17 protein-coding genes are annotated in these 26120 nt (G+C 39.4%); 8 read left to right on the top strand and 9 right to left on the bottom strand.

Going from position 1 to position 26120, the window contains the following annotated elements:
• Positions 1-74 precede the first annotated feature (74 nt).
• Positions 75-1679, bottom strand: a complete 1605-nt coding sequence (gene murJ, locus ACEYW6_RS31455) for a murein biosynthesis integral membrane protein MurJ (protein ID WP_412982867.1) — start codon at positions 1677-1679, stop codon at positions 75-77.
• Positions 1680-2105: 426 nt separating this feature from the next.
• On the opposite strand from murJ, the gene ACEYW6_RS31450 reads away from it, so the two are divergent.
• Positions 2106-5123 carry a GAF domain-containing protein gene (locus ACEYW6_RS31450; protein WP_412982866.1) on the top strand — a complete coding sequence of 1006 codons (3018 nt, stop codon included), beginning with the start codon at positions 2106-2108 and terminating at the stop codon, positions 5121-5123.
• Between the two features lie 418 nt (positions 5124-5541).
• Positions 5542-5805, top strand: a complete 264-nt coding sequence (locus ACEYW6_RS31445) for a DUF3146 family protein (protein ID WP_069070640.1) — start codon at positions 5542-5544, stop codon at positions 5803-5805.
• Positions 5806-5875: 70 nt separating this feature from the next.
• Here ACEYW6_RS31445 and ACEYW6_RS31440 read toward each other — a convergent pair whose 3' ends face one another.
• The 3 genes from ACEYW6_RS31440 to ntcA all read right to left on the bottom strand — a co-directional run bounded on the left by ACEYW6_RS31440 (position 5876) and on the right by ntcA (position 8810).
• Entirely contained in the window at positions 5876-6328 is a 453-nt protein-coding gene (locus ACEYW6_RS31440; RefSeq protein WP_412982865.1) for a pre-16S rRNA-processing nuclease YqgF, read from the bottom strand.
• Between the two features lie 150 nt (positions 6329-6478).
• Complete coding sequence (locus tag ACEYW6_RS31435) at positions 6479-7969, bottom strand: DUF3084 domain-containing protein (RefSeq protein WP_412982864.1); 1491 nt, start codon at positions 7967-7969, stop codon at positions 6479-6481.
• Between the two features lie 169 nt (positions 7970-8138).
• The gene (gene ntcA / locus ACEYW6_RS31430) at positions 8139-8810 is read right to left on the bottom strand and encodes a global nitrogen regulator NtcA (RefSeq protein WP_010998529.1); all 672 of its coding nucleotides are present in this window, start codon (positions 8808-8810) and stop codon (positions 8139-8141) included.
• A 378-nt stretch (positions 8811-9188) separates the two neighbouring features.
• On the opposite strand from ntcA, the gene fabI reads away from it, so the two are divergent.
• From fabI to ACEYW6_RS31400, 6 genes are all read left to right on the top strand, one after another.
• Positions 9189-9965 carry an enoyl-ACP reductase FabI gene (gene fabI / locus ACEYW6_RS31425; protein WP_190897004.1) on the top strand — a complete coding sequence of 259 codons (777 nt, stop codon included), beginning with the start codon at positions 9189-9191 and terminating at the stop codon, positions 9963-9965.
• Between the two features lie 81 nt (positions 9966-10046).
• Positions 10047-10688, top strand: a complete 642-nt coding sequence (hisB, locus tag ACEYW6_RS31420) for an imidazoleglycerol-phosphate dehydratase HisB (RefSeq protein ID WP_412982863.1) — start codon at positions 10047-10049, stop codon at positions 10686-10688.
• A 153-nt stretch (positions 10689-10841) separates the two neighbouring features.
• Positions 10842-11825, top strand: a complete 984-nt coding sequence (locus ACEYW6_RS31415; protein WP_412982862.1) for an ABC transporter ATP-binding protein — start codon at positions 10842-10844, stop codon at positions 11823-11825.
• Between the two features lie 508 nt (positions 11826-12333).
• Entirely contained in the window at positions 12334-13806 is a 1473-nt protein-coding gene (locus ACEYW6_RS31410) for a polysaccharide biosynthesis/export family protein (protein ID WP_190896998.1), read from the top strand.
• A 559-nt stretch (positions 13807-14365) separates the two neighbouring features.
• On the top strand, positions 14366-14500 hold the full coding sequence (locus tag ACEYW6_RS31405; RefSeq protein ID WP_412982861.1) for a hypothetical protein: 135 nt from the start codon (positions 14366-14368) through the stop codon (positions 14498-14500).
• A 516-nt stretch (positions 14501-15016) separates the two neighbouring features.
• Positions 15017-16429: a right-handed parallel beta-helix repeat-containing protein gene (locus tag ACEYW6_RS31400; RefSeq protein ID WP_412982860.1), complete on the top strand. Its 1413-nt coding sequence runs from the start codon at positions 15017-15019 to the stop codon at positions 16427-16429.
• Positions 16430-16622: 193 nt separating this feature from the next.
• On the opposite strand, the gene ACEYW6_RS31395 is transcribed toward ACEYW6_RS31400, so the two are convergent.
• From ACEYW6_RS31395 to ACEYW6_RS31375, 5 genes are all read right to left on the bottom strand, one after another.
• Positions 16623-18851 (bottom strand): GumC family protein, encoded by a 2229-nt coding sequence (locus tag ACEYW6_RS31395; RefSeq protein WP_412982859.1) that lies wholly within the window; start codon positions 18849-18851, stop codon positions 16623-16625.
• A 526-nt stretch (positions 18852-19377) separates the two neighbouring features.
• A complete protein-coding gene (locus ACEYW6_RS31390; protein ID WP_412982858.1) occupies positions 19378-20598 on the bottom strand; it encodes an O-antigen ligase family protein in 1221 nt (406 codons plus the stop codon).
• 156 nt (positions 20599-20754) lie between these two features.
• The gene (locus ACEYW6_RS31385) at positions 20755-21852 is read right to left on the bottom strand and encodes a glycosyltransferase family 4 protein (RefSeq protein WP_412982857.1); all 1098 of its coding nucleotides are present in this window, start codon (positions 21850-21852) and stop codon (positions 20755-20757) included.
• Positions 21853-21932: 80 nt separating this feature from the next.
• Entirely contained in the window at positions 21933-23327 is a 1395-nt protein-coding gene (locus ACEYW6_RS31380; RefSeq protein WP_412982856.1) for an oligosaccharide flippase family protein, read from the bottom strand.
• A 359-nt stretch (positions 23328-23686) separates the two neighbouring features.
• Positions 23687-25129 (bottom strand): sugar transferase, encoded by a 1443-nt coding sequence (locus ACEYW6_RS31375; RefSeq protein WP_412982855.1) that lies wholly within the window; start codon positions 25127-25129, stop codon positions 23687-23689.
• Positions 25130-26120 lie beyond the last annotated feature (991 nt).

Genomic DNA, 26120 nt, shown 5'->3' with positions numbered 1-26120 from the left:
TTCGTAGTGCTGCTGGCATTTTCAATCATCTGTTCTCTTCTACTCTTATCTTATAATTTTTCATGTCTAGCTACTTATTTCTTCAAAAAACGCTGACGTAGACGAGATATAAAAATATTCACCTCTGGTATTTTCATCCATGAAGCGATCGCAGCAAACACCGCAATCCCCACAAAGCCAGATACACACAACTGTAACAACAGAACCAGTAAACCCGTTTTACCTAACAACTGTTGAGTAGCAACTAAAGTTCCATAGCTGGCAACCCCAGCTACCACACTACCAGCAGTCAAACCTAGAATTGGCACACTCCACTCACGCCAAGGTAAACCATTGAGTTTGCGATCGAGCAACCATAACAGCATCAACAGAGAACTGCAATTTACACCCACTGTTGCTAACACCAAACCGGGAGCACCAAAAGGCCCAACTAAAATCCAATCGAGCACAGCATTGAGAAAGATATTAAAAGTACTGATGCGAAAAGGTGTCTGCCCATCACCCAAGGCATAAAATACCCGCACCAAGACATCACGCCCCAAATAAGCAAACATCCCAATCCCGTAAACAATTAGCAACTCGGAAACTAGCTGCGTAGCATCTTGCGTGAAAGCACCCCGCTCATATATTACCTGGACAATTGGTACAGATAGCACTACCATCAACGCTCCTAGAGGTAGCATGGTGACAGCACTAAGTAGAAGTCCCTGACGAATACGTAATTTGAGATCGTCCCAATTTTCTGGTTCGGCAAGTTTGGCAAATATCGGTAATAGAGGCAGCAAAATGATATTAGAAATAATCCCTAAGGGAGTTTGCACTAGCAAATTGGCATAGTTAAAGCCAGCAGCAGCACCAGGGATGGGGCTGGCAAAGTAAAGCACAGTAGCAAAGTTAATTGGCATCATCCCTGAAGAAATTGTTGCCGGAGTCATGATTCTAATCATTTCTTGAACACCGGGGGATTTAAAATCAAACCGCAGACGTAACGTACCTAGTCCTAACCGCCACTGAACAATTAGCTGCACCAGCCATTGGAGAATTGCCCCTGCCAAGGTTCCCCAGGCTAATACCATACCACCGATTAAAGCGTATTCTGGCTTGATAATATCCTTGCCCACTTGCATAGTCATGAAAGCAATACCGATGATAACGGTAATGCTAGATAACAGAGGGCTGATGGAGAGTAACCAATATTGATTGGCTGCATTAAGAGTACCGAAGCCAATGCCAATTAATCCTGAAAATAAAGCCATCGGTGCCATAATGCGGAGTTGTTGAATTGCGATCGCTCTGGTTGTCGGCTCCAAACCATAACCGACTAAATCAACGATCGCATCCGCAAATAAAATCTGAGCAACCGTCACCAGCAACAGCAATCCAGCCACTAGCGTTGTCACGGTTTCCACTAGGGGAGCCGCTTCTTCTCGCCGTCGCTTGGCTAAAACGCTGACAACTGCACTGTGTAATGGCCCATTTACACCACCGAGTAATATCAATAGAAAGCCAGGAATAACATAGGCGTAGCTATAGGCGGTAGCAGCTGCACCAACACCAAAAGCCGCAGCGATCGCTTGCTGCCGCACTAAGCCGAAGACTTTACTAATTAATGTGGCTGCGGCAACAATGCCAGCAATTCCAGCGAAAGAACGAGAGGGTTTTTGGTCTTGTTGTGTCACGAATATTACCCGACAACTCTTGCAGAGTGCATATTTTAAAACATTTAACCTGAAATACCGCAGTCTGTCAGGTAAATTTCCACAAATTACTTTTTTTAAATGCTTTCGCCCTTGATATTGGCGGAGCGATCGCTATAATAGTACGCATTTTATATCTCATTTCCAAGTAAAGGCAGGAACTCTTGCACAAAGAGAACACGAGAAACATTAAACCAAATCGCGGATTTATTGATTCTCAGCCAGAATTATTTTTTAACCCATTATGAGGATAGATAAAGAAAGGGGAACTATAAGAATAACCATTTTCTGGGAAATAGTTGAACACTGCAAAAATTCGCATTGCAGTTTGTCATACTTTTGACGCGCTTTGGCTCCCTGAAGTTTGGTATGAGGAATCATTATATAAAAACTACATAATCCAGAGCAATGGAACCCAATTCAAATTTCACGGAAAATCAACTTTTCTTGTCAAGCGCTCAACTTCAAGAGCAACTAGAGCAACAAAAGGCTCTGGCGAGTGTAATTGTGCGAATTCGGGAGTCTCTTGATTTAGAAACGATTTTTCAAACTACCGTTACACAAGTGCGTCGGTTGCTAAATGCTGATCGTGTAGCAGTCTTCCAGTTTGACTTGGAAAAAGATTGGGAAGGAGAATTTGTTTCTGAGGATGTTGCACTTGGCTGGGACTCAGCACTGGCAGTAAAAGTTTACGATCACTGCTTTGGAGAACAATTTGCTTCCAGTTATCAACAAGGTCGAGTGCAAGCAGTAGCAGATATTTACAATGCAGGACTGAGTGATTGTCATGCCGCAATTTTGAGTAAATTTCAGGTACAGGCCAACCTCGTTGTGCCTCTATTGCGGGAGAAAGAACTGTGGGGATTGCTTTGTATTCATCAGTGCAGTGAGGCTCGTGACTGGAAAGAATCGGAAATTGAGTTTATTCGTCAAATTGCCGATCATCTTGTTGTTGCGATTCAACAAGCGAAGCATCTCCATGAAGTCCAATTGCAAGCCGCAGAATTAGCTCAAGCGGCTCAACGCGACCAGGTAATTGCTCGGATTGTCGATGAAATTCGCTCACCCCTTGATATTGAAACCATCTTTAAAACCACTACTCAAGAAATACGCCAGCTGCTGCAAGCTGATCGAGTTGCCATCTTTAGCTTCAATGACGATTGGAGTGGTAACTTCGTTGCTGAATCATTTGCAGAAGGCTGGACTCCTTTAGTTGGTGTTGAGCCTGCGATCGCTGATACTTATTTACAACAGACGCAAGGCGGACGTTACGTTAACAATCAAACATTTACAGTCAATGACATTTATCAAGCCGGATTAACAAACTGCCATATAACCCTGTTAGAGCAATTCCAGGCAAAAGCCTTTGCAACTGCCCCCATTCTCCAAGGAGATAAACTTTGGGGAGTCATTGCTGCCTACCAAAATGCCTCACCCAGGCAGTGGCAATCTTATGAAGTCGAATCGCTGACCAAAATCGGCACACAAATTGGTGTGGCACTGCGACACTATAAGTTACTAGCACACGCTCAGTACCAAGCAGAGCAACAAAAGACACTGACTAGCGTGATTACTCGAATTCGGGAGTCTTTAGATTTAGATACAATCTTCCAGACTACTGTCACCGAGGCACGGCAAATGCTGCAAGCCGATAGAGTAGCAGTCTTTCGTTTTGACCCTCAAAAAGATTGGGAAGGAGAATTTATTTCTGAGGATGTTGTACCTGAATGTAACTCGGTCATAGCAGAAAAAGTTTATGACTATTGTTTCGGTGAAAACTTTGCGCCCCTTTACGCACAAGGTCGAGTAAATACGATCGCGGACATTTATCAAGGAAAGTTTCCAGGTTGCTACGTCCAAATCCTAGAAAAATTTCAAGTGCGTGCAAATATGATCGCACCTCTATTGAAAAAAGGTGAACTTTGGGGATTGCTGTGTATTCACCAATGCAACACTCCTCGTTACTGGCAACCCTCTGAAATTGAATTTGCCAGTCAAATAGCCGAGCAATTGGGAGTCGCATTAAAACAGGATTCTTATTTAAAGCAAGTTCAAATGCAGGTTATCCAGTTAGCAGAAGCTACTGAACGGGAAAAAGCAATGGAACGGCAAGAATTACTGGCTGCAACCATAGATAAAATCCGCCAGTCACTCGATATTAAAACTATTTTTAAAACTACTACTCAAGCTGTGCGAGAGTTGCTCGAAGTCGAGCGAGTTGCAATCTACCGCTTCAACACAGATTGGAGCGGTAAATTTGTAGCAGATTCTTTTAAAGATGGTTGGATACCTGTTGCACAAGCTCAACCAATAATTATAGAAACCTTTGAGGACACAGACGACGATAACGAACTTCCGCGTAACGAAACCTTTGTTCCCATTCGGGAAGGTGAAAAATTATGGGGATTATTAGTTGCTTATCAGAATTCGCAACCGCGTTATTGGAAAGAGGAAGAAATTAATTTGCTGGCTCAAGTAGGAGTGCAATTAGGAATTGCGATTCAGCAAGCGGAATTACTAGAACAAACTAAACGTCAAACCTCAGAACTTACTCAAGCTCTCCAAGAATTAAAACAAACTCAAACCCGGTTAATTCAGGGTGAAAAAATGGCAGGTTTAGGACAACTCCTTGCTGGAGTCGCGCATGAAATCAACAATCCTGTAAGTTTTATTTTTGGTAATCTGATCCATTTAAATGAATATACTCAGGAACTGCTAAATGTAGTGAAGCTTTACCGACAAAACTCCTCACTATCGCCAACTGTCCAAGAGCAAATTAACAAGACTGATTTGGACTTTCTCATCGAAGATTTGCCCAAAACTCTTGAGTCAATGAAAGTAGGAACAGAGCGTATTTGTGAAATTGTGCTATCACTACGAAACTTTTCTCGTACAGATGAGGCTGAATTAAAACCAGTAGATATTAATGAAGGCTTGGATAGTACTTTGCTGATTTTAGGGCATCGGCTCAAAAACAATAATGAACGCCCAGCTATTGAGATTGTGAAAGAATATGGTACTTTCCCTTTGCTCGAATGCTATCCCTCGCAATTAAATCAAGTGTTTATGAATCTTTTGAGTAATAGTATTGACGCATTAGAGGAAAAGTTTAAAACTATACAGCAAAGGTATTTGAAGCTATCCCAAACGTGTCCAAGAATACCCTTAACTATCTGGATTAGTACGCAAGCCATTAATAACCAGATTGTAATTAGAATAGCTGATAATGGTCTTGGGATTCCAGAAGAAGTGCGATCGCACATGTTTGACCCCTTCTTCACTACCAAAGCACCAAGTAAAGGTACAGGGTTAGGATTGTCTATCAGCTATCAAATAGTAGTTGAAAAACATCATGGTCAAATTAAATGTTCCTCTAAACCAGGAGAAGGAACAGAGTTTGTGATTGAAATTCCTAGCAGTAATTAGAGGCGGCTGATTTTCGATAATTCTAATAATAGATTTCACAAAATATCTGCTACAGATACACTTGTAAGTTTAACAAAAATTACTCGCAGGATAGCTTGCTGACCCAAACTTTTCGGCATTAAGTCCGCGTAGATTATAGCTCAATAGGCTTGGGTCAGTAATTTTTGATTATATAAAATCCCTCCAACCCATGCCAGACGATCTAAAAAGGAGGGTTAGGGAGGATCTCATCAAATCTTAACTGAACTGCCTTGGTTTATAGCCGCGACTTCAGTATCCTGATGTCGTTTTGCTCATTAACACAACCTAGTAAACTACAAATACCCACTTTGTCAGTTTGTCTAATTAAGCTATGTTTGGTAAATAAAATAAGTAGCCTACATGATCGGCTGTTATTCCACACTTGACATAAAGCATTGTGAGTGCAAAACGTCTGCCAGAAACCATTGCCCATGTCAGAATTACTCGCCAATCCTGGCAACACGGCTTCCTTGAAGGTGAAGTGAGTGCAGGTGAGTTTGAGTGGCATTTCCAGTGGCATTTTCGCCGGGGAGAACTTGCCGTCAAGCCTTCCCAAGGCCGCGCCTTAATCAAAGAACCCCTAGGTCGATTCTTGGAGCAACAAGATTATCAATTAGAGCCTGGAGGAGATTATGCTTTTACTATTCGGGCAGAACTTTAAAAGTTAGGATTTAGGAATTTAATTTTGGATTTTAGATTTTAGATTTTTTCTTCAATCCAAAATCCAAAATCTAAAATTGGTTGACTGCTGATTCAGTAAGGCGATTTAAATATCTTTCGATTAAAAGGATGGCAACAATGTCATCTATCGGTCTTGGTGGCTGTCGCAGACCCTTTGGCAATAGCTTTATTAGCCCCTTGGGCGGGAACATTTGCCAATAGCGATCGCGTGCTTCTAGGGTTGTGTAGCGCTCATCCACTAAAATAATACTCAGAGGTTCTGTCAATTCCTGATATAATTTCTGTCTCCACTGCTTGGCTGTAGTTTGGTCGCCCATCACCATCAAGGAGATCGGAAACTTTTGACGCAGTGTCTCAATGGTAGCGATCGCCTCTTTTGCTAGCACGACCTGATGATAATACAGTTGCCGATCCAGTCCCATCACCGCTAAACCACACTTATCCCGACCTGGATCAAACCCCAAGATGACTGGTTGCGTTGGTGAAAATTCACGGAAATTCATAATAAATTCAAAATTAAAAATTAGAAATGTACCCTTACAGGGATCTTGCTACGCGTAGCGTCTCGTAAAGAATAAATACAATCACAGCAACTATTTTGCCTGCTGTTCAATATGTTTAAATCTTACTAATAACAGTGTGCAAATACTTTTTTAAGTACTAAAAATAATTTGTCCGTTGACTATTGCCACTAATCTTACTCTCAAGGGTCCAGCTGTATAAGTGTCCTCTGCTGCGATCGCTTTGATCTCCAAGGGTTGATTATACTGTCTTAATTGATTGACAAAGCGTAAAAAAGTCCCGTCTACTTGGACATTTTCGACAATTCCGGCGTTACGGGCCCGAAATTGGGAAGCAGAAATCAGTATTTCCAACCGCTGCTGTAACTGATAGGATGTCATGGTTTTGGAATCGGTAGTAGTTGTGGCTAGCACCGCGCCTCCCGAAAAAACCAATTGATTCCGGGCTGTATCGGCGAAAAATTCTATCTGCTTTTCTCCTCTGACATAATTACCAGCGGAAAAAATTCGCACCACGTATTCTTGACCATCCTCAATCTGCTTGCTCAATTTCTCAACCCTCTCCTGAGTGAAGCGTATTAGCTCTGCATTTGCAGGATTTGCACCAGGTTCACTCAATTCCAGGTTGGCGTTGCGATTGGCTTCTTGTAAAAGTTGTACCACTGCCTGACGGGCAGCATTCGGTTGGGTCACACGAACTACACCAGCAGACAGAACTTGACCGCGAACTAAAGCTAGCTTACCCAGACGCAGGTCGCGGTAGGACTGATAATATTTTTCTAACCTTGCAACTTCCAGTTCTAGTTGCTCCTGTTGTCCTTCCAATTCTTTGAGGCGAGATTCCCGTTTGGCAATTACTTGCTCTCGCGCTGCAACTTCTAGATTACGCTTTTGAATTAGTTGATCCAGTTGGGCGATTTTTCGATCGCGCTGTTCTACAGCTTCTTGGCGGTTAGCGAGTTCGCGATCGCGTTTTTCAATAGCTGCTTTGGCTTCATCAATAGCTTTTTTAGCTTCAGCGTAAAGTCTTTGACGTTCTGTCTTCAGTAGTTCAACTGCCGCCTGTAGCTCCTTTCTCTGATTGTAAACGCTTTGCAATTCAGCTATAGCTTTTTGGTACTGAGTTACAACTTGTTCTAGCTGACCTTGAGTGCGTTGGAGTTGAGTTTGAGTTTGGGCTTGTTGACTAATGGTGCGGTTCAATTGAGCTTGTGTTTGGCGTTGTTTGGCATTCGCCGCCTGCAAAGATTGATTGATTACCTGCAATTCTTGTTGTGCTTTTGCTTGGGCAATTCTTGCTTGATTTAGCTCACTCTCTACCTGACTTTTCTGAGCTTCTGCGGTTTTTAGCTGTTCCCGCTTCTGCCTGAGGTCTGTTTGAATATCTTCTAATTCAAAGACTCCTTTTCGCAAGCCTTCGTCGGCAGCGAATAAAATTCCTAAGGTTGATGCTGAAATCAAACCGCCCGTAAAAATAGTTACCAGTACAGCAGTATTTTTCGGACGAAGGTTAAAAAGTGAGAGGCGGGCTTTGCCAACTCGTGTGCCGATGCGATCGCCCACGGTTGCAATTACGCCTCCCAAGATTAAAATTGCTGCGATGAGGATGTATCCGGTGGTCATCTTTAGCTACCGAAATCCTTCCAGATACAGCCTACTACTTTTAAGCATTGTCTGGAAAGAAGTGGAAATTGGCAATAGCTGAAATTACTCAATTTTTAGATTTACCTCTAGCTATTGGTGTCATTTTTGAAAATAGAACACGCGCCGATTCCCCTTTCTCCAATTGCATTTATGTGAATTGCCTACTTAAGGTAACAGGTTTATGCACAGTAATCTTCTTTTTGTGGATAGAAATCATCTTTTTTTCACGCAAATCCCCTAGTAGCCTAGTAACAGTAACACGAGTCGAACCAATTGCTTCTGCGATCGCTTGATGAGATAACTTCAGATCAATTGTGATCCCATCTGCACAAGGAACGCCAAAATCCCGACAAAGAATTAGCAAAAAACTCACCAACCGAGAACCCATATCTCGGTGAGCGAGAGTTTCAATCATCATCTCCGTTTGTAAAATGCGCGAAGACAGACCTCGCAGCATTAACATTGATAATTCTGGATTTTCCTTGAGTGCTTGCTCCACTTGTTCAATTGGTGCTGACAGTAATTCCACAGGGGTAAATGCAACCGCATGGTAAAACCTATCCGACTTATTTCCCGTCAGCAATGACAAAACACCAAAAACACTATTTTCCCGTAGCAACGCTACCGTTATTTCCTCTCCTGCCTCGTACACCCTGGAAAGTTTAACAGCACCTTTCAAAAGAAAATAAACTCGTTCGGCAGGATCGCCAGGAAAAAAGATCGTTTTATTGCGTTCAAACGTTTCCACAACTGGCGGAAACGCCCCGGTCGCCATCTGACGAAATACATTTGCTAGGGCTTTATCTTGTGTCACGATCATCTCCCTTCCCCTACCCAATGCCGGAAAAACAAAAACTGATTACCTAAGAATACACCCGAAAAATGAATATAGCACCGTCAACCTTTTTGTACTTTCCTATACTCAAACTAATCTCTTCATAACTCTTTGTTTATAATGATACATAATTGTTGATCCTTTCAGCTACTAATTGTTGATAAGTACTTCCAATAGCTGCATTCAAAAGGTTTTTTGAAGAACAAATAAAGTTATTTTGAGAATATCTTTAGAAAAAATCAAGATTTTTGTCACAGCAAACACTCTTACCAATATTCATTTTTGCAAATCCTGTGTAAAACAAAGACAAACTAGCCTCAGATTCTAGTATGCTCCTAATGATCGATCGCATTAACAATTTCTATGCTGAATCTGACTGGAAAAAATGCTCTTGTTACAGGTATTGCCAATAACCGCTCGATCGCCTGGGGCATCGCCCAACAGCTCCATAAAGCCGGAGCAAACCTGGGTATTACCTACCTGCCGGATGAACGCGGCAAAATGGAGAAAAAAGTTGCGGAGTTGGTAGAACCCCTCAACCCCAGCTTATTTCTTCCCTGTAATGTCCAAAATGATGAACAGATTCAATCTACCTTTGAAACAATCCGCAATCAGTGGGGAAAGCTAGACATCCTCATCCATTGTCTTGCCTTTGCTAGCAAAGACGATTTGAGTGGAGATTTTAGCCAAACCTCTCGTTCTGGCTTCAACACCGCCTTAGAAATTAGTACCTACTCGCTGGTGCAGTTAAGTGGTGCAGCTAAACCTTTGATGACAGAGGGAGGTAGTATCGTCACCCTGACATATTTAGGTGGTGTTAGAGCAATCCCCAACTATAACGTTATGGGAGTTGCCAAGGCGGGGTTAGAAATGAGTGTACGTTACCTAGCCGCCGAACTAGGGCCGCAAAATATCCGCGTGAATGCGATCTCCGCAGGCCCCATCCGCACTTTGGCATCTTCAGCAGTCGGCGGGATTTTGGATATGATTCATCATGTAGAAGAAGTAGCTCCCCTACGACGCACTGTTACTCAACTAGAAGTGGGCAACACTGCCGCTTTCTTGTGTAGTGATTTGTCCAGCGGTATTACCGGACAAGTGCTGTATGTAGATGCAGGATATGAAATTATGGGAATGTGACGCGATAAAGTTATGAGTTAGGAGTTATAAATTTTTAACTCATAACTCATAACTCCTAACTTCTAACTCTTTCCACTCCCCATGCAAACAACCAATCGTCAAGTTAATTCAAGCTACGATCAGTCAACTAAAACCCCTCGGATTGCCACTGTTCACCGCACCACTGGTGAAACTGATGTGCAAGTTACCATTAATCTGGATGGTAGAGGAATTTGCACGGCAGCAACTGGCATTCCGTTTTTGGATCATATGTTGCATCAAATTGCCTCCCACGGACTGATTGATATAGATGTCCAAGCCAAGGGAGACTTGGAAATTGATGACCATCACACTAACGAAGATGTAGGCATTACCTTGGGCCAAGCTTTCAACCAAGCACTAGGCGACAGAAAAGGCATTGTCCGCTTTGGTAATTTCCTAGCACCACTGGATGAAGCCTTAGTTCAAGTAGTGCTAGACTTTTCCGGCCGTCCTCATCTCAGCTACGGCTTGCAAATTCCTACCCAGCGGGTAGGAACCTATGACACGCAACTCGTGCGCGAATTTTTTGTGGCTTTGGTGAACCATAGCCAAATGACACTGCACATTCGGCAACTGGATGGCATTAATTCCCATCACATTATTGAAGCAACATTTAAGGCGTTTGCGAGGGCAACGCGGCTGGCGGTGGAAATCGACCCCCGTCGTGCTGGCTTGATTCCCAGTTCTAAAGGCGTTTTGTAAAGCTAGCCAGAATTACTTGCCAGGGCTGATATTTTTAATGTTAATTAAGCTACTCTGTTTGCGATAATTGACACACAGGTTAGTGATGGTTATTATCAGCCTACTGGGTAACTTGTAATTAATACCAAGCTGGTAATTAGTAATTGAACCGAGATGAAGTCTGTTGCAGATGACCCTAATTCTCAACTTAATACCACAGACACTGCGCCAGTAGTCCTGACTTCTGAGTTGCGAAAAGTCTACCGCACTGGTTTTTGGCTAAATCAAAAAGTTGTATCTCTCAAAAACTGTTCTTTAACAGTTTATAAAGGCGAAACCTTTGGGTTGCTGGGGCCAAATGGTGCTGGGAAAACTACCCTTTTAAAATTGTTGCTAGGAATTATTCGTCCTAGCTCTGGACGAGGATTATTATTGGGTGAGCCACTGGGCGATCGCACTATCAAGCAACATATCGGCTATCTGCCGGAAAATCCCTATTTGTATGACTATCTCACTGGCTGGGAGTTTTTACAGCTAGCCGCTGGGCTATTCCAAATTCCCCAAAGTATCCAACGCCAACGCATTCCCCAACTGCTGGAATTAGTTGGTTTATCCCAAGCCGATGCCCGCAAAAAGCTGCTGCGTCGCTACTCTAAAGGAATGCTACAACGTGTTGGTATGGCACAGGCACTAATTAACGAGCCAGATTTGGTTTTTCTTGATGAACCGATGTCTGGTCTCGATCCTGTGGGACGCTACCAAATGCGGGAAATTATCCTGGCGCTAAAAGCCGCTGGTAAGACGATTTTTTTCAACAGCCACGTTCTTAGTGAAGTAGAACAGATTTGCGATCGCATTGCCATCCTCACTCAAGGTGAATTAATTTGCTCTGGTTCCCTCAATGAACTCTTAGGTAAAAACAACACATATCACGTAAAAGGTCAAGGTGGTGATTGGGAAATTCTTAAAAAATGGATACCCACTCTCAGATTTGAACCTGATGGTTCATGGCAAGGTACATTACAAGACGATTACTATGATTTTCTCGCCAGTCTTCGTCTCATGGAGGGTAAAATTATCACCATGAACTTGTCGCGTTACTCCCTAGAAGAGTTTTTTATTCAACAAATTCAAAGGAAAAATGACTCACTTAATTAATCTTCTCGCTTATTGGTAAATAGTAAATTTTGGATTAATTTGAGGAATAAAAACCCAAATTTCTGTCTTTTTGAGTTTATCTTTCTCAAGCCAACCTACAAAAAATCAAATTACGATCTATTTTTAAGGTTATTTGTATTTATTTAATGAAATTGTTCATAATTTTGGTAGTCCTAGCAGATTTTGAATCACAGTTAAGATGTCGTAAAATTGACTTTGAAAATAAAATTTTATTCGTAAGTACTTGTTCGGTTAACAGATAGTTTCTTGTATAAACTATGTTGATTTGTGTAAGTCCTAATATTTTTTGATAATTCTTATATTCAAGTTGGCTTAACTTTAAATTAACTTCACTAAAAATTCAAATTCAATAGACAAATTTACTCCGGAAAATGACACTTTTCGAGGAAAATAAGAGTGTCGGGGAACTTGAATACTTAGGTATAGTCAAAATAAAAATGTTTAGACAGTACTTTATTGATCGTAGTTTCAGAGTCTCAAGGTAAATATGCTTAACACAACTTTGTTTAAATTCCTAACTCAGCCAGTTGTGGGTGTGGCTTTGTTAACTGCTGTCAATGCCGCTGTGCCATCTGCCAGTCTAGCTCAGGGGCAACCAGTACCACCAACTACACAATCACCAACCACGCAAACACAAATAGATACTAATTATTCATTAGGAGGCGGCGATCGCATCCGTGTAAATGTATTTGAAGTACCTGAGTATACAGGCGAATACCAAATTCCCCCAGGTGGAGCAATCAACCTACCTTTAATTGGTAGTGTGTCAGTCCTTGGTCTAACAACTGAACAGGCTGCTGACGAAATTGCCAGAAGATATGCTCGCTTCCTCAAACGTCCCTTGATCTCAGTCAATTTGTTATCGCCTCGTCCGATCAATATTTTTGTTGCTGGAGAGGTGACACGTCCAGGGGCTTACACCCTGAGCTTGAGTGGAGGGGCAGGAGATAATCCAGGCGTACAATACCCCACTGTATTAGCCGCACTGACAACAGCGCAGGGGGTAACCTTAGCCGCGGATGTGACTCAAGTACAATTACGGCGTAAAATAGGACGCTCCTCAGAGCAAGTCGTCAGTGTCAATTTGAAGGAACTCATCCAAACAGGCAGGTTATCACAGGATATTACCTTGCGGGATGGAGACACTATAGTTGTGCCAACTGCAACCAACTTCAACGTGGCAGAATCCCGTAATATATTTGCATCTAACTTTGCCGCTAGCCAAACCACACCCCGCACAGTAACAATTATCGGTGAAGTTAACCGTCCCGGTTCGTATCTTGTCACCCCAGCTAGTACAGATGCACAGGGGGGAGCCGCAACCGCTAATAGTGGTACTGTCACTCCTAATGGTCTACCAAATGTGACGCGGGTAATTCAACTAGCTGGGGGAATTACAGCACAGGCTGATATTCGTAATCTCAAACTACGCCGACCTACAAGATCTGGTTCAGAACAAGCTATAGATATCAATCTTTGGCAATTATTGCAGAGTGGTGATGCCAACCAAGACATCATTGTGCAAGACGGAGATACCATTGTTATTCCGACGGCAACTGAAATCAACCCCGCAGAAGCCACTCAATTAGCTACAACTACTTTGTCTCCTGCACGCATTCAAGTTGGTGTTGTAGGCGAAGTTAAAAGACCAGGGTTAACAGACGTTCAGCCGAATAGCTCTTTAAATCAAGCCATACTCGCTGCTGGAGGATTTAATGATGCCAGAGCTAGTAGTGATGCTGTTGATTTGATTCGCCTCAATCCTAATGGTTCCGTGACTAAACGTATAGTAAAAGTGGATTTCTCCGCTGGGATTAATGAGCAAACTAATCCCATACTCCGCAATAATGATGTTGTGGTAGTCAATCGATCTGGTTTAGCTAACGCCGGCGATACCACAAACACTATAGCTGGACCTCTAGGTGTTATATTTAGTATTTTGAGGGTGTTCGGACTCTAGTTTAAAATACAGATATGAATTGGGGGCGTTGGTCAAATCTCTCCGTCCCCAAAATTCCACTATTCTATGAGTCAAAGTTGAATCGTCAAGAGTTAATATAGCCCTAATTAATCATTTGTGAAAGATAAAAAGGCTGAAAAGCTTATAAATACGTAAATTTATCTCCGTATTTTTTCACGATTTAATTTGGATTGCCATAAAAAACAACTATAGACTCATTAATTGCAGTATTAAATTAACTCCTGTACTGCCTTTTGAAAGCAAGAATTAAGTAAGTGGATGTGAATAATTAAAGGTTTGTACTAAGCGGCTCCAACCCTAAAATAGGGTTGGAGCCGCTTAGTATGAGCTAACTTAATAAATTTTACATTGCGTAACATAGTTTTATTTATTCCTGTCCACCTACTTCAATGATCGTAGAGCCGTACTCTTGCAGAGAAGCAAGCTATGCAAAGCGTCTTTATATTCTAAAGAAAAACTTGTCCGCTAGAATAGCCGTTCTCGTATTCCTGGGGACAAGCAAGCTACGCACTCATCGAACACAGGATAAGACAAGAGTATGGTACGAACTGGCTTAGATGGAGCGATCGCTTACTCAAAAATTGCATTTTCTATCCCCATTTTAAAAAAATATCAAGTAATATTACTTATTGACAAATGGTATAAACCTAAATTTATCACTGAAAATTCTTAATTTGCTATTGATAGGCTTTTTCAAAGTTTGTTTTAGTTACTTTAATTTCTTATGATAATGAGAATTATTTAGAAGGTAGAGGTATTAAATTCTCGGCTCTGACTTGTTTATACTCACAAAATGATTCTTATTATCATAAGAAATATTTAAGTAAATTAACTGCTTGATGACAGATATACTATCTTACCCACAGATACCGCGTATACACAGTAGAATGATGTCGAATTGGAAATAACGCTATTTGTACGGTTGCTTAATGTCCGTAAATGCGGTAAACATCGATACTGATAATTTGAATTCAGTAATTTTACTAGACAGCTGCCATTTTCTGGAACACAAGCTAAAAAGGCTTTTCAGCCATATTTACGTGGAACCTCTCAGGTGCAATCCTGATAAACCGTGTATAAACTTACAAATAGCAGTTACACGACCGTATCCAATACTGAGTTACTTACTAAGGCTAGAGTTACTGACCGTTGACGATTTAGTTTTTGCAACATACCCTATTTTTTCCCTATGATGATTCATGGTTTCGGTTTTCTCAGTTTGAGCGCATCTCTTGTACTTCCCTGGGCATTAACAGGACTAGTTCAAGGAGAGAGAATAGCAGAGTCTTTAGTTAAAGATGTTCGTCAGTCATCTACTGATCGGGAAACGACACTACCAAGTCGCAAGTTGATCAGCCAGGTTCCAACTGGGACAACATACTATGTTAGTGGTACCGGAAGCGACAAAAATAGCGGACGCACCACCTCATCCGCCTTTAGGACAATTCAAAGGGCAGCAAATCTGACTAACCCTGGGGACAAGGTACTCATTATGAATGGGGTATACAAGAATGCACACCCATCCGGAACAGTACTAGATATTAAACGTTCTGGAACGGCAAATGCATGGATTACCTATAAAGCATATCCTGGACACCTGCCAAAACTTCAGAATAGTGGATGGCATGGAATTTCTATTTCGAATGGAGCATCATATATAGAGGTAAACGGACTGGATATTGCAGGGAACAATCGCAATATAACCCTTTCGTACGCCCAGAGTCAGAAGTATAACAGATCAAACCCGCTGACTAATGGAAACTGCATCACCATAGATGGACGAAACAGTAAGCGCCCCCACCATATACGTATTCTCAACAACAAAGTACATGATTGTGGAGGCGGAGGCATTTCAGCCATAGAATCGGACTACATAACAGTGGATAATAATGAGGTGTTCAATAATGCCTGGTACTCAGTCTACGGCTGTAGCGGCATTTCGCTGCTCAATACTTGGAATTATGACAACAGCCAGAACTACAAGATGTTTGTGACCAGAAACAAGGTCTACAACAATAAAATGCTCATTCCCTGGATTCAGAACGGAAAGTTCCAAGACGGTAATGGCATTATTGTTGATCGTTCAAGAAATAATGGGTCTGGTGGCTCAAACTTGAGTGCATATCGAGGACGTACTTTGATTGCCAACAATATCTCATATAAAAATGGTGGTTCGGGCATTCATACCTATGAAAGTGACCATGTCGATATTGTCCACAACACAACTTATCTGAATAACCAGACTGCGGGAATTAGTTATGGTCAAATCATGAGTAATTCTTCAGCTGATATCAAAGTTCTGAATAACATCCTTTATTCTGCACCTAACAAACCAATAAACGCGCGTTATAACAGTAGCAACACTACTTTCAACTACAACCTATACAACAATAATGGTTCCCGTGTAAGTGCTGTCGGCCCTAACGATATTATGGCAGATCCACAATTTGTTAATGCCTCGATTGGTGACTTTAGACTGAAAGGGACGAGTCGGGCAATCAATACTGGTTTTAGATGGAATAATTTGGCAACCGATGTTGTAGGCAATCCTCGTATCTATGGTTCAGCATCTGATAGAGGAGCACATGAAAAGCAGGATTAGTTAACAATTATCTTTGCTAATTTACGAAGACAGGTATTGAGTTAATAGTAGTATGGCATCGGGTTGTATGGCAAAATTCTGATTTATATAGAGTTTTTGTCTACAACCCGTTGTTTTAACCTACATTATGTACCTGATCTACAACCTTGATTTGATTTTAATGTCTTGAAGTAGACCTTAAACTTTGGAGATTTTATCTTTTCGCAAGTCCCTTAAGTTCTTTTGTCAACTCCCTTGGTTTAAAATATTCATGATCATGATATAAATAACTACTAGATTCATGTTTATCAATGATTCCATTCACGACTAAACCTAAGACGTTGTAATTGGAGCTCTCTAACATCTCTTGAGCAGCGTTAGCACTGTTAGAATCAATTACCCCAGGCCGGGCTACTAACAAAATCCCATCAGTCATTTGGCTTAAAGTTAAAGCATCGGCTGCCAAAAGGAGGGGAGGAGCATCAATAATTACAAAATCATAGTTATGTTGAGATGAAAAATTTTCAATTAATGCTGCCATCCGTTGTGAGTCAAGCAAAGCAAGTGGGTTGGGAGGCCTAACTCCGGCAGTTAAAACATCAAGATTATCCATTACCTTAGATACAGTAACTTCAAATTCAGACTGACCTACAAGAACCTCACTCAAACCAACTGCATTGGTTAGTTGCCAGAGATGATGCTGGGACGGGACTCGCATATCTGCATCAATTAGTAAAACTTTACGTCCTAGTTGAGCGATCGCTGCTGCCAAATTAGCTGAAACTGTAGACTTACCTTCTTTAGGAACTGCGCTAGTTACCACAATAGTTTTCAGCACTTTATCTGAACTCAGGAATTTCAGATTGGCTTGAATCATTCGGTACATTTCGCTAGTTAAAGAGTAAGGCGTATCTCTGACAGCGATTTTTTGAGTTATTGATTCTACATTTGAATAACGGGAGCCAACCTTTTTAACAGACAAAGGAACAATTCCCAGCAACGTATATCTAAATACATCCCTGACTTCCTTAAGTGTTTTCAGAGATCTATCTCTCATTCCTAAAAAGAGAACAGTTGTAGTGGCCAAAAATAAACCGAACATCACCCCTAGCAGCAAAACTATAATTTTTTTGCCTGCTACTGGATCTTTAGGCACTAAAGCCTGAGCAATAATCCGGGAACTGGCTGTATTTGTATTTTCTACTAACTGTAATTCTTGAACCTTTTTCAAAAGAGTTTGATATGTAGATTCTGCAACTTCAACTTTTCGTTCTAACTCTCGCTGATTTTGTGCTAACTGTGGTATTATTTTGACTCGCTGTTCGTAGGTAGAACGGGAATTATATAGGGAAGAGAGTCTTTTTGCTAAACCAAAGCGCTGTACTTCTGACTGCAGAAAATTTTGGATCAGGTTTTGTCTGAGTTCTCCAATCTGCAATAGGCTCTGCGGAATTTGTGTTTGATTGCCAACAGTCTGACCAACTTGCTGTTGCAGGAGAGATTTTAAGCTAGCTTTCTTTGCTTCTAAGTTAACAATTACGGGGTTATCATCTAGGAAACGGCTACGCTCAATCGCTAGCTGTCGATCGGTTTCTTGAAGTTGTGTAAGAACTCCCTGCACTGCAGGTGACTGACTGAGGGCACTGACTGCGATCGCTTCCTGAGAATTTAGCTCTACTTTCTGGCGCAGTTCATTAGTTTGGGCGTTTACCTCATCCAGTTGAGCCTTAACAGTATTCATCTCATTGTCTAGATTTCCAATAGTCGTAACGGCTGATCTTGTCTCCTCTGATAAATCTGCAATCTGATGCTTTTGTTTAAATATACGTAGCGCTACTTCCGCATTATTAACAGCTTCTTGAGTTTTAGGAAGCTGCTTGGCCATAAATTGGCGAGTTGCTGCTGCCTCAGAGCGATTTGTCAGAATGTCATTTTCTAAATAAAGACTCATGATTGTGTTTACGACAGCTGCTGATTGTTCGGGGTCACGGCTGGTATAGCTAATTCGCAATACATCTGTACCACCAACAATTTTTAGTATCAGAGATTTTCGTAGTTGATCTACTTCCAGAGGTTTACCTTCTGAGTCTTGAAGCTGTAGTTTATCTATTGTTCGCTGCAATAGAGTCGGTGAAGAAATAACTTCTATTTGAGTATTTATAGGATTTTGAGTTGCTATCAGGGATTTTAAATCTCCTGCATCTCCTCCTTCAGTGTTATTAGGCAAAAGATTAGATCCTACTACCTTAAAAGAAGGAATTCTAAATAAAAGTTTTCCTTCGGCTTCATAGGATGGCTTTATAAATTGTGTAGCTACAGCACTGAGCATAACTGTAGCCGCAAATATTGCAGTAGCAGGTAGCCACCATCGTTTCAATATCAATAAGTAACGACTAAGGTCTAAATCAATAGATTCTCTAGATTCCATAGATTTTTGTGACATAAAGCTTCAAAAGTACAGGTTTTTAGCAAGAAACTAACAATTGACTTACTTAAAGAATACACAAACCACTGCAATTGACAAGACTGATACGATTTGACAATATGACAATAGTATAGACTATCTAAGTTACAAATTGAGTTCCCATTCTGACACAATGGTGCCATAGCATTGCAGGCCACGCTAGTGAGCAAAAACTAACTTAGCAAATTCTGGATTCGAGGTGAGTCAAAGGTGTCGTCACTCTCTACTGCATCATAATTTAACCTTTTGGCACCACTACATTCATTTAATTTTTTTTTGCTATTAGCCATTAGTATTAAAATTTTAAATTTGTTTTTCGATTATCAAGGGTCTGATTTTTCTCCTCGAAGTTTATATGGCTCTACCCGTTGTGAAATTACCCATGCTGTACAAAGTTACCCAGCCTAGTAAAAAAACTCATTGTCCAGTCAGTTTGCGATTTTTAACCATATATATATATTCATTACTCACCCTCATTCAATAAATAATTTTATTGATCTTATTTTTACAGATTTGCCCGTGCAGGAAGTTTGCTTGATAATATTGCTGATACATAAAGTATCCATTCCAGACTATTTTGCTCTAATAATGTAGTTTCAGTTAAATTTGAAATAATAATATAGGTTAGATAAAGTAAAAGCCATAAGTTTGCAAATGTTTGATTCCATCGGATTAAATATATCGACCTTAATAAATTAATAACAAAGCCAATTAAAAAAACCAAAACTCCTAGTAGACCCAATCCTAACCAGAGATCCAAAAAACCATTGTGAGCATTAGGAGCATTCCACTGTACTGTTTGTATAACAATAGAAGACTCACCGTTCTCCTCCCAAAATGCTCCATAGCCATATCCTAGCCACGGTTTTTTGGCAATCATATCCAACACAGCAGGCCATAAATCTGAACGTCCAGTGAGTGTTGTGTCCTTACCTACTGAGCCTAAAATTGTATCAGCTTGTGAGAGAAACCAAGTATAAAAAGCTATACCAAATGTTGCTAGCAACGTCACAATAGGTATCATTACTTTATACTTTAAATGTAAAATTCGATAATATATAAGAAAAGCAACTGTAATGATTATAAAATTACCCAGAGATGTTGTTGACTTTGATAATAATACAAGCACTCCAGAAGCAATATAGCCAAGCCATGAAAACCAGCGATTTTCTTTAGTAGTAATGGCAAGAAACAGAAATATTGTTTCACTAAGTACAAATCTCTTGCCAAGAACATTTTTAGTTTGGTATATTCCTCGCCAACTAGTAGTTGCACCAAAATCGACTCCGAACTGTGGTATAAATATAGCAAATAAGAAACACATTACTGCTGATATTCCAAACATGTATGCATATAACTTCAGCTGCTCCTTTAAGGTGTAGCGTGAAGCTAAATAAAGTCCAAACATACTTGTTCCTACCAGAGCAATAACACGACGTATAGTAGTGTCTGGATCTGAAGACCAAAAACTAGAAAGTGCACAAACTCCAATCAATATCCAAATAAACTTATCTCTCCTAAAAACGTAAGTAACTTTTTTCCAGCGTAGAGCAATCAACGAAAGGGTAACTATATATGTAAAAGTATAAAGCAATCTAAATATAGTTCTATCACCTTCTCTTACAGTAAAACCATCCGTCAGAAAAGCATCTAGCGGAGTTCCTGAGTAGAGCATTAAACAGATAAATGTCAGTATTTGTTCGGCAGAAATTAAAAATTTCCTCATTTCTTCTTATAGTATGATCATGTATACATATCTAAGAATAGATTAAGTAAGTCAGGGATTCGTAGTTGGTAGTCTCAGTTTAATTTGGCAAATACTTTGTTTCTTGAATTTGTAATTATTATTTTTCTGAAATGCCAAAAAGTTAATGTATTTGTACTAACGCCTTGATTTTATAGTTTTTTGATAAACTTCCACAGTTTGAGCGGCAATATTTGACCAATTTAAATCTTGCTGGCAACGAGTTATTGCCGCAGTTCGCATGCGTTGTTGCAAGTCGCGATCGCTTAATAAACAAATTATGGCATCAGCTAGGGATCGAACATCACAGGGGGGAACTAACAACCCATCTTTTCTATGCTGAATTATCTCACTCAATCCCCCTACCTCAGAGGCTACAACCAGTGTCCCCATTCCATAAGATAATGCTGCTACACCACTTTGAGAAGCTTCTATGTATGGCAGAACTGTTACTGTGCTGCGTTGAAATAGATTATTTACTTCTTCAAGGGGTATAAAGTCATTGATAATCTCGTAGCGTTTATCATCATACCCATTAGGGAAATATTGTTTTATGTTTTCTCCCCGTCCAGCAATAATCAGCTTGACTTCAGGAACACGTTCAGCAATTAAAGGCATAGCCTCAAGCAAATATTTCAATCCTTTATAGGGCCAGATGCGTCCAAAAAATAGCAATGTATTTGGATCGCGAGACTGATCATTGTGATTACCCCGACGCTGATACAAGCTACCAAGTTCCCCATGGGGTAAAACATTGACTCGCTCTTGAGGTAAACTAAACTGTTCAATTAGAATCTTTTTTAATTGATGAGTGTGGACAATCAATTGTTGGGAACGGTAGAAAGCAATACGTCTGGTATACTCTGAACCAAATACAGCCATGCTATCCCCTGGATGACGAAATACGTCGTGGATAGTTGTCACCAATGGTGGCATCTTGTTGAGTAACAGAGTCCAATCGTACCAAGGATCGTTAGTTTCTTGCACATGTAAAACATCTGGTTGTATGTCTTTGATGAGATGCATCATAGTGCTCATAGACAATAGGTTGCGCGGGTCACGAATCCGTGGTTTTTTAAAGCTAATAACACGGATACTGGAATCAAGAACATTCCTACAGACATCTGATACTTTTTCCGGATGAATTAGCGTTAAATCAACATATTTAACCAGACTGTTTGCTAATTCAATCGTGTAATCTTCAAAGCCAAAATGTAATAACGCAACTTTAATCATAGTTAAGATTATATTATCAATTAAATTATTTATTCAAAAAAGCTGGATGTATTACTGCTAAAATTTTATTTCTTAAAAAATTACTGTTCTCTTAAAAGTTTTGTCCACAAAAAACGAAACCCTCCAAACGCACGAATACCTAGATAAATCACAAATACAAAATAGGCAAAAGTCGCAACAAGTAGAGTATATATAAAGTCTAAGCTTATTTTTTGCAATAATACGAATATAAATAACATCAAAATGCTTATTATTAAAGGTCGACGCGTAATCCGCAATATATTTAATGGAAATAGGCGAGTATAGGTAAAATACATAAACTGGCTAAAACCGAGAATGGTCATTAATAATGCCATTAAAGCTGCACCTAGTAACCGATATTGCGAAACTAATGCCACTCCTACCAAGCTTCCTAATGAAGTGGTAATAATCACTTCGCGCAGGTTCACTATTTCGAAACCATTAGCTACAAGTATATAAGAAAGTGGGCGGGTGAAGGGCAAAAAAAATAGTGACGCGGCACTTAAAATAAGAGCAATATTTGCTTGAGCAAAACTAGAATCATATATAAAAATTAGTAAATCCTTGCCAAAAAATAACAGTCCCATAAATAAGGGTAATGCCATAATTAGTAGAATTTCAATAATATTTTCCGTTATCTCCCTCTGCTTTTCCCGCCCTTGCTCTACTGCTTTTGAAAATCTTGGAAATATTGCTAAAGTTATACTGTTAGCAATAATCAAAAATGGTTGTAGCAATTGTGTTATTCCGCCAAAGAGTCCCACTAAAAACTCATTTCCTAATAATGAAAGAATCAATATTTGAATTCTGCCACTGATTACAGCTATTGCTTCAATAGCAAAAAATGTACGTGCACTTTTGATTGTCTTAAATATAAAATCCCCATCAATCTGCCATTGTATCTTTACTAACCGTGTGATCAGAATCCATTCAATTACCAAAATTAGTGCTTCTGAAAAAAATAGGATTGCCCCCAGATATTCAATTTCGTATTTTAATTGCATTGCCCAAATCATTATTATTAGGCGTAAGATATAAACTGGCACTGTAGCTATTGCAATCAGATGCATCTTTTCTTTAGCTTGAAAAATTGCCTCTGTGATGTTGGAAAGTGCAAAGGGAATTATCGTCAAGCCCATGATATAGCAAAGATTTGAGGTTTTGGAACTATAGGGAAGTAAAAATACTACAATCACCAACGCCCCATAACTGAGTAAACTAAATATTAATTGCAGCCAGGTACCACTCATTAAATAAACTGGTGTTTTTTGTGGCTCACGGGCTAGTTCTCTAGTAAACAATGTCTTTAGCCCCTGTGAAGCAATGCCCACAAAAATAAAGTAGTAGCTATATGCTAGTAGATACTGGCCTAAAGCTTCAGCTCCTAAATTACGAGCAATAGCAGCGGTTAATACAAAGGTTGTAATGCTTTGGGCTAACCGATTGACTATCATTGAGAGCGAATTACTTATGAATTTGTACTTTTCTACCATTCTTAAATTATTAATTCAGCTTAATTCGCTCATTTGGAATCGGCATTAATATACCTCATAACTGTACTTTTTTGTATCTCTCCTTATTTTTCTCGCTGTTCCATACAAACCAATCATAACTAGTTAAAAACGAAAATGCATTTTCATTACATTTTCGTTTGGCTTATATCAACGCACGCTTAAACTTTTCACTTATCCCAATATCTTGTTAATTAACAAAGATTTTGATTCGTATATCTATCCAAAGTATTTAGATGGCTTTTACTTTGGAATAAGTTGATGTCTTCTCTATTATGTATGGTAATAAACTTTTCCTGGTCTTAATAGGCACCTTCCTTTTTTAAAACTACCATAACTGTTTTGAGAAGAATTTCGAAGTCTAAACCAAGCGACCAATTCTCAATGTAATTAAGATCAAGATTTATCACTTGTTCAAAATCTAAAATATCCGAACGACCTGAGACTTGCCAAAGACCTGTAATACCAGGTAATACTTCATGTCGAATAAAATGATGTTCAGAAAACTTATCTACATCTCTAGTAGGTAAAGGACGAGGCCCTACTATACTCATTTCTCCAAGGATAACATTAAAAAGTTGTGGTAATTCGTCTAAGCTGTAACGACGCAGGAATTTTCCAACACGGGTAATGCGAGGATCATCTTTAATTTTAAAGATAATTCCATCTTTCGTTTCATTTAACGCTTCTAATTCTTTCTGTAATTTTTCTGCATCAGACCTCATAGTTCTGAATTTCCATACTTTAAACTGTTGCCCATGTAAACCTATACGGGTTTGTCTGTAAAATACTGTGCCAGGAGAGTCTAGTTTTATAGCTATAGCTATAGCTACATAAATAGGGAATGATAACATTACAAATAAAGTAGCGAAGCAAAAATCACAACTACGTTTTATCCAAAAATCTTTACCTGTAATTATCGGACAATCCAAACTCAGACAAGGCATTCCTCCTATTTTATTAAATTCTACGTTTCTATAAATTGGTTTTAATTCCATCGGTAAAATATGTACTTGGATGCCAGATGCTTGAAATAACCAGCATAAAAACATTCTATTTTTTAGAGCATCCCAAGATATAAAAACTTCTGTTACACCTAATTCATTAAGTTGATTCAATGTTTGTTGACGTTTATATCTATCTAATGAATTAGCATTAGCTGTTCCAGATACAATATAATGCTTTTCTTTTTTTATAAAGCTAGCTATCTGCTCATGATCTTGAGGATCACAAATAATAAAGACAGAAGAACGAACTATTTTTTTCTGCTTACGTAAATATTCAAGAGCAAGATTTACAGCATATCTACCAGTACAAATAAATAATATACTTAGCAACCAAGATAATAATATTAATCTGGGGTGTGTAATATCAACAACTGGCTTATATAAAAAACAAACAAGGAGTATTAATCCATGAGCAAAAGTTAGCGATTTTATAATATTCAAATAGTCATAGCGTTTTTGTCCTTCTCGATAAATACCTTGGAGAGCTAGTGAGCCTATTTGAATGCCAATAGTTATTAAAATAGGTAAATAATGACTCGGTATATTCCAAGCCAAATGTCCATAAGAAGATTGATATCCAGCTAATAACCAAGCTAAGGATAAAAGAGTATAGTCTACTAAAAACAATGTTGTTAATCTCAACCACCAAGAACCCTTGCGTACCCTGACAAATGAAGATGCACGTAAATCCAAAGGCACTTCAGCGAATTTATTTGTTGTTATGCTTTGATTACTCATAGTTAGGAACACTTGGTGTAGTTAGTTAAAATTTGATTGAAGATTGTATAAAACAAGTGTGATATCTTACATCTTTTTTTCAAAGTAAGTTGGTCATTTGTAGTCTACTCTTAACCATTTTCTTCGGAGTAATTTTAGGCTTTTTATTAAAAGTATCTTCTAGGATCGGCTTGAGTGCGGTTAGTACCCAGATAATTAAACTTTTTTTGCAGGGTAGAATCAAGTTTAGCCTGGAAGTTCTGAGCTTTGATGCAAAAAAAAGGATTTGCTTGTAAGTTAACTTAATAAGTTGAATAAAATTCTTGACGTGAATAATCAAGAAAGTCAGGTAAAAATATTAGAATTTTTAAGGAGCATAATAGCGGAGCCGAGTTCTTCAGTTCCATTGCAGAGTTCCACTTCTATGAGACAATTATATGTCTTCGGGAATTACTGTAGCATGTTTAGCTAGACTAATTCTGCTTTGCTTGGAAGTTCTGTGGCTTTTTACGCATAATTACTGATTAACAAAACTTACACACATAACATATAACAAAATGCATCAAATATTTGACAATTGTTACAAAACTTTACAAAATTCAATATCGTGGTTGAGCTTGAGTTAAGTTTCATGGACATCTCTTTAGAGAATTGGTCAATGATTAATGAAAATAAATGCTAATAGCTCAAAGTAATATCAACAATCTGTCATATCTGTGAGACCTGTTATATCTGCATTATAGAGATTTTTAGCGCTTGAAGATCATAGGTGTGGATTATAACAGTTTTAGGATTTTTAGTTATGTTTAGCACCCAAAACAGTAAACATGGGTGCGAACGATTGGGGGTTGTGTGAAGCACCTGAAGCAATCAACTTGCCTAATTTACATACGTTAGAGTGAATTTGTAAACTGCGTAACTCTAATATTTACCTCCTAATACCAATTTTATATGAAGCTGCATATAATAGAGAAAACAAACTCGATAAATTAAAATAACCATGAGCCGCCCT

Origin of the sequence: Nostoc sp. UIC 10607 (genome assembly GCF_047228265.1) — a bacterium.
GTDB classification, from domain to species: domain Bacteria; phylum Cyanobacteriota; class Cyanobacteriia; order Cyanobacteriales; family Nostocaceae; genus Nostoc; species Nostoc foliaceum_A.
Note: the sequence above shows the minus strand (reverse complement) of the source record. Positions and strands in the feature narration are given on the sequence as shown.

What these genes read in the sequence shown, in the direction of transcription:
- ACEYW6_RS31375 (WP_412982855.1), bottom strand. Translation starts at nt 25,129, where the DNA reads ATGAGTAATCAAAGCATAACAACAAATAAATTCGCTGAAGTGCCTTTG.
- ACEYW6_RS31410 (WP_190896998.1), top strand. Translation starts at nt 12,334, where the DNA reads ATGCTTAACACAACTTTGTTTAAATTCCTAACTCAGCCAGTTGTGGGT.
- ACEYW6_RS31415 (WP_412982862.1), top strand. Translation starts at nt 10,842, where the DNA reads ATGAAGTCTGTTGCAGATGACCCTAATTCTCAACTTAATACCACAGAC.
- ACEYW6_RS31395 (WP_412982859.1), bottom strand. Translation starts at nt 18,851, where the DNA reads ATGTCACAAAAATCTATGGAATCTAGAGAATCTATTGATTTAGACCTT.
- ACEYW6_RS31400 (WP_412982860.1), top strand. Translation starts at nt 15,017, where the DNA reads ATGATGATTCATGGTTTCGGTTTTCTCAGTTTGAGCGCATCTCTTGTA.
- hisB (WP_412982863.1), top strand. Translation starts at nt 10,047, where the DNA reads ATGCAAACAACCAATCGTCAAGTTAATTCAAGCTACGATCAGTCAACT.
- ACEYW6_RS31380 (WP_412982856.1), bottom strand. Translation starts at nt 23,327, where the DNA reads ATGATAGTCAATCGGTTAGCCCAAAGCATTACAACCTTTGTATTAACC.
- ACEYW6_RS31405 (WP_412982861.1), top strand. Translation starts at nt 14,366, where the DNA reads ATGGTACGAACTGGCTTAGATGGAGCGATCGCTTACTCAAAAATTGCA.
- ACEYW6_RS31440 (WP_412982865.1), bottom strand. Translation starts at nt 6,328, where the DNA reads ATGAATTTCCGTGAATTTTCACCAACGCAACCAGTCATCTTGGGGTTT.
- ACEYW6_RS31435 (WP_412982864.1), bottom strand. Translation starts at nt 7,969, where the DNA reads ATGACCACCGGATACATCCTCATCGCAGCAATTTTAATCTTGGGAGGC.
- ACEYW6_RS31390 (WP_412982858.1), bottom strand. Translation starts at nt 20,598, where the DNA reads ATGAGGAAATTTTTAATTTCTGCCGAACAAATACTGACATTTATCTGT.
- ACEYW6_RS31385 (WP_412982857.1), bottom strand. Translation starts at nt 21,852, where the DNA reads ATGATTAAAGTTGCGTTATTACATTTTGGCTTTGAAGATTACACGATT.
- fabI (WP_190897004.1), top strand. Translation starts at nt 9,189, where the DNA reads ATGCTGAATCTGACTGGAAAAAATGCTCTTGTTACAGGTATTGCCAAT.
- ACEYW6_RS31450 (WP_412982866.1), top strand. Translation starts at nt 2,106, where the DNA reads ATGGAACCCAATTCAAATTTCACGGAAAATCAACTTTTCTTGTCAAGC.
- ntcA (WP_010998529.1), bottom strand. Translation starts at nt 8,810, where the DNA reads ATGATCGTGACACAAGATAAAGCCCTAGCAAATGTATTTCGTCAGATG.